At 49.8% G+C, this 5,548-nt stretch carries 1 tRNA gene and 3 rRNA genes; all 4 read right to left on the reverse strand.

Going from position 1 to position 5,548, the window contains the following annotated elements:
• Positions 1-116, reverse strand: a 5S ribosomal RNA gene (gene rrf, locus STRDD11_RS13020).
• Between the two features lie 237 nt (positions 117-353).
• Positions 354-3,252 (reverse strand): 23S ribosomal RNA (locus STRDD11_RS13025).
• Between the two features lie 440 nt (positions 3,253-3,692).
• Positions 3,693-3,765, reverse strand: a tRNA-Ala gene (locus STRDD11_RS13030).
• A 65-nt stretch (positions 3,766-3,830) separates the two neighbouring features.
• Positions 3,831-5,379, reverse strand: a 16S ribosomal RNA gene (locus tag STRDD11_RS13035).
• The 16S, 23S and 5S rRNA genes sit together here with 1 tRNA gene alongside, the layout of an rRNA operon.
• Between the last annotated feature and the right edge of the window lie 169 nt (positions 5,380-5,548).

Genomic DNA, 5,548 nt, shown 5'->3' on the forward strand with positions numbered 1-5,548 from the left:
GCTAAGCGACTTCCATATCTCACAGGGGGCAGCCCCCAACTACTTCCGGCGTTCTAGGGCTTAACTGCTGTGTTCGGCATGGGAACAGGTGTATCTCCTAGGCTATCATCGCTTAACTCTGAGTACTTATCGACTCAAAATTGAATAACTATTCATTACTAACAAGACTTATTAAACGCTGCGCTCAATGAAATTGTAATCGGGCTGAATCCTTACTGGTTGGCCCTCATTACTTCTTAATTGTATTCGAACTAAAAAGCTAGTGATTTAGATAAATCTGCTTGAAGTCCTTATGACTTCGGCGCTGATTCCCTAAAATCATACGCTTTTCTTAACGTTCTCATTACTTATCTTTGGATAAGTCCTCGAGCGATTAGTATTGGTCCGCTCCACATGTCACCATGCTTCCACTCCCAACCTATCTACCTGATCTTCTCTCAGGGCTCTTACTGACATATAGTCATGGGAAATCTCATCTTGAGGTGGGTTTCACACTTAGATGCTTTCAGCGTTTATCCCTTCCCTACATAGCTACCCAGCGATGCTCTTGGCAGAACAACTGGTACACCAGCGGTAAGTCCACTCTGGTCCTCTCGTACTAGGAGCAGATCCTCTCAAATTTCCTACGCCCGCGACGGATAGGGACCGAACTGTCTCACGACGTTCTGAACCCAGCTCGCGTGCCGCTTTAATGGGCGAACAGCCCAACCCTTGGGACCGACTACAGCCCCAGGATGCGACGAGCCGACATCGAGGTGCCAAACCTCCCCGTCGATGTGAACTCTTGGGGGAGATAAGCCTGTTATCCCCAGGGTAGCTTTTATCCGTTGAGCGATGGCCCTTCCATACGGAACCACCGGATCACTAAGCCCGACTTTCGTCCCTGCTCGAGTTGTGACTCTCGCAGTCAAGCTCCCTTATACCTTTACACTCTGCGATTGATTTCCAACCAATCTGAGGGAACCTTTGGGCGCCTCCGTTACCTTTTAGGAGGCGACCGCCCCAGTCAAACTGCCCGTCAGACACTGTCTCCCTAGATGATGAACCTAGCGGGTTAGAGTGGCCATAACACAAGGGTAGTATCCCAACAGCGCCTCTCTCGAAACTGGCGTCCCGAGTTCTTTGGCTCCTACCTATCCTGTACATGTGGCACAGACACTCAATATCAAACTGCAGTAAAGCTCCATGGGGTCTTTCCGTCCTGTCGCGGGTAACCTGCATCTTCACAGGTACTAAAATTTCACCGAGTCTCTCGTTGAGACAGTGCCCAAATCATTACGCCTTTCGTGCGGGTCGGAACTTACCCGACAAGGAATTTCGCTACCTTAGGACCGTTATAGTTACGGCCGCCGTTTACTGGGGCTTCAATTCATACCTTCGGATTTCTCCTAAGCACTCCTCTTAACCTTCCAGCACCGGGCAGGCGTCACCCCCTATACATCATCTTACGATTTAGCAGAGAGCTGTGTTTTTGATAAACAGTTGCTTGGGCCTATTCACTGCGGCTGACATACGTCAGCACCCCTTCTCCCGAAGTTACGGGGTCATTTTGCCGAGTTCCTTAACGAGAGTTCTCTCGCTCACCTGAGGCTACTCGCCTCGACTACCTGTGTCGGTTTGCGGTACGGGTAGAGTATGATACAGCGCTAGAAGCTTTTCTTGGCAGTGTGACATCACTCACTCGCTACTAAACTTCGCTCCCCATCACAGCTCAACGTTAAAGGTATAAGCATTTGACTCATACCACGCCTCACTGTTTAGACGTGCATCCAATCGCACGCACGAGTTAGCCTCCTGCGTCCCTCCTTCACTTCATACTCTAGTACAGGAATCTCAACCTGTTGTCCATCGGATACACCTTTCGGTCTCTCCTTAGGTCCCGACTAACCCAGGGCGGACGAGCCTTCCCCTGGAAACCTTAGTCTTACGGTGGACAGGATTCTCACCTGTCTTGCGCTACTCATACCGGCATTCTCACTTCTATGCGTTCCAGCGCTCCTCACGGTACACCTTCGCCACACATAGAACGCTCTCCTACCATACCTATAAAGGTATCCACAGCTTCGGTAAATTGTTTTAGCCCCGGTACATTTTCGGCGCAGGGTCACTCGACTAGTGAGCTATTACGCACTCTTTGAATGAATAGCTGCTTCTAAGCTAACATCCTAGTTGTCTGTGCAACCCCACATCCTTTTCCACTTAACAATTATTTTGGGACCTTAGCTGGTGGTCTGGGCTGTTTCCCTTTCGACTACGGATCTTAGCACTCGCAGTCTGACTGCCGACCATAATTGCTTGGCATTCGGAGTTTATCTGAGATTGGTAATCCGGGATGGACCCCTCACCCAAACAGTGCTCTACCTCCAAGAATCTTCATGTCGACGCTAGCCCTAAAGCTATTTCGGAGAGAACCAGCTATCTCCAAGTTCGTTTGGAATTTCTCCGCTACCCACAAGTCATCCAAGCACTTTTCAACGTGCCCTGGTTCGGTCCTCCAGTGCGTTTTACCGCACCTTCAACCTGCTCATGGGTAGGTCACATGGTTTCGGGTCTACATCATGATACTATACCGCCCTATTCAGACTCGGTTTCCCTGCGGCTCCGCCTCTTCAGCTTAACCTCGCATCATAACGTAACTCGCCGGTTCATTCTACAAAAGGCACGCTCTCACCCATTAACGGGCTCGAACTTGTTGTAGGCACACGGTTTCAGGTTCTATTTCACTCCCCTCCCGGGGTGCTTTTCACCTTTCCCTCACGGTACTGGTTCACTATCGGTCACTAGGGAGTATTTAGGGTTGGGAGATGGTCCTCCCAGATTCCGACGGGATTTCACGTGTCCCGCCGTACTCAGGATCCTGCTAGGTACAAAGACTATTTTAAATACGAGGCTCTTACTCTCTCTGGCTGATCTTCCCAAATCATTCTTCTATAATCTTTGAGTCCACTTTGCAGTCCTACAACCCCGAAGTGTAAACACTTCGGTTTGCCCTCCTGCCTCTTCGCTCGCCGCTACTAAGGCAATCGCTCTTGCTTTCTCTTCCTGCAGCTACTTAGATGTTTCAGTTCACTGCGTCTTCCTCCTCATATCCTTAACAGATATGGGTACTAGCCATCAGCTAGTGGGTTCCCCCATTCGGATATCCCCGGATCGTCGCTTACTTACAGCTCCCCGAGGCATTTCGTCGTTTGTCACGTCCTTCGTCGGCTCCTAGTGCCAAGGCATCCACCGTGCGCCCTTATTAACTTAACCTTATTCTCTGACCTTGCGGTCATAACTCATTAATATTCACAGCGTTTTCGGTTTATTTCTTGTTACTATTTGATATAGTTATTCAATTTTCAATGGACAATTTAGGATATAAAGAGACGATTCGCTCTAGCGAAAACTTCTGTAGAAAAATAGGAAATCGATGCTGTGTTCCATGAACACAAGGAGATTTATCTTTTTTCCTAAGAAGTTAGTCTCGTATTCAACTTCAATCCGTCGAATACCTATCCTCTTCCTATTTTACTGACTTCGTTGTCATAAACTAAGATACTGTCAGTGACTTCTCTCTTTGAGAATAACTGAACTCCAAGCTAACTTCTTTTGAAAAAAGATAAACTGCCTTGAGTCTTTTATGACTCTGCGTCAGTTTCCTATTTTTCTTCAGAAGTTTCTGGCAAGCCAGAACGCTTTCCGTATCTTAATGGAGCCTAGCGGGATCGAACCGCTGACCTCCTGCGTGCAAAGCAGGCGCTCTCCCAGCTGAGCTAAGGCCCCACATAGACCACTCAAAACTAAACAAGACCCAAGTGCCTTCCGTTGGTCCTTCCGGACTTCCTTAGAAAGGAGGTGATCCAGCCGCACCTTCCGATACGGCTACCTTGTTACGACTTCACCCCAATCATCTATCCCACCTTAGGCGGCTGGCTCCTAAAAGGTTACCTCACCGACTTCGGGTGTTACAAACTCTCGTGGTGTGACGGGCGGTGTGTACAAGGCCCGGGAACGTATTCACCGCGGCGTGCTGATCCGCGATTACTAGCGATTCCGACTTCATGGAGGCGAGTTGCAGCCTCCAATCCGAACTGAGACTGGCTTTCAGAGATTAGCTTGCCGTCACCGGCTTGCGACTCGTTGTACCAGCCATTGTAGCACGTGTGTAGCCCAGGTCATAAGGGGCATGATGATTTGACGTCATCCCCACCTTCCTCCGGTTTATTACCGGCAGTCTCGCTAGAGTGCCCAACTGAATGATGGCAACTAACAATAAGGGTTGCGCTCGTTGCGGGACTTAACCCAACATCTCACGACACGAGCTGACGACAACCATGCACCACCTGTCACCGATGTACCGAAGTAAAACTCTATCTCTAGAGCGGGCATCGGGATGTCAAGACCTGGTAAGGTTCTTCGCGTTGCTTCGAATTAAACCACATGCTCCACCGCTTGTGCGGGCCCCCGTCAATTCCTTTGAGTTTCAACCTTGCGGTCGTACTCCCCAGGCGGAGTGCTTAATGCGTTAGCTCCGGCACTAAGCCCCGGAAAGGGCCTAACACCTAGCACTCATCGTTTACGGCGTGGACTACCAGGGTATCTAATCCTGTTTGCTCCCCACGCTTTCGAGCCTCAGCGTCAGTTACAGACCAGAGAGCCGCTTTCGCCACCGGTGTTCCTCCATATATCTACGCATTTCACCGCTACACATGGAATTCCACTCTCCCCTTCTGCACTCAAGTTAAACAGTTTCCAAAGCATACTATGGTTAAGCCACAGCCTTTCACTTCAGACTTATCTAACCGCCTGCGCTCGCTTTACGCCCAATAAATCCGGACAACGCTCGGGACCTACGTATTACCGCGGCTGCTGGCACGTAGTTAGCCGTCCCTTTCTGGTAAGATACCGTCACAATATGAGCTTTCCACTCTCACATCCGTTCTTCTCTTACAACAGAGCTTTACGATCCGAAAACCTTCTTCACTCACGCGGCGTTGCTCGGTCAGGGTTCCCCCCATTGCCGAAGATTCCCTACTGCTGCCTCCCGTAGGAGTCTGGGCCGTGTCTCAGTCCCAGTGTGGCCGATCACCCTCTCAGGTCGGCTATGTATCGTTGCCTTGGTGAGCCGTTACCTCACCAACCAGCTAATACAACGCAGGTCCATCTGGCAGCGGAGCAATTGCTCCTTTCAAGAAGCTGTCATGCGACTGCTCCTGTTATGCGGTATTAGCTATCGTTTCCAATAGTTATCCCCCGCTGCCAGGCAGGTTACCTACGCGTTACTCACCCGTTCGCAACTCTTCCGGAAGAAGCAAGCTCCCTCCTTCAGCGTTCTACTTGCATGTATTAGGCACGCCGCCAGCGTTCGTCCTGAGCCAGGATCAAACTCTCATTAATAGTTTGAGCTCTCACTCATTTCTGTCACTGACAGATTTATTTTTCGTTCTTTGACAGGTCACATATCTCTATGTCACCCTGCACTTGGTTCGTCTTGTTCAGTTTTCAATGGTCTTTCTGCCGCTCTTGGCGACAACTATATTAGTATATCACCTGCACCTCGCTATGT

It is taken from the genome of Streptococcus sp. DD11, from assembly GCF_001578865.1.
Taxonomy (GTDB): Bacteria; Bacillota; Bacilli; order Lactobacillales; family Streptococcaceae; genus Streptococcus; species Streptococcus panodentis.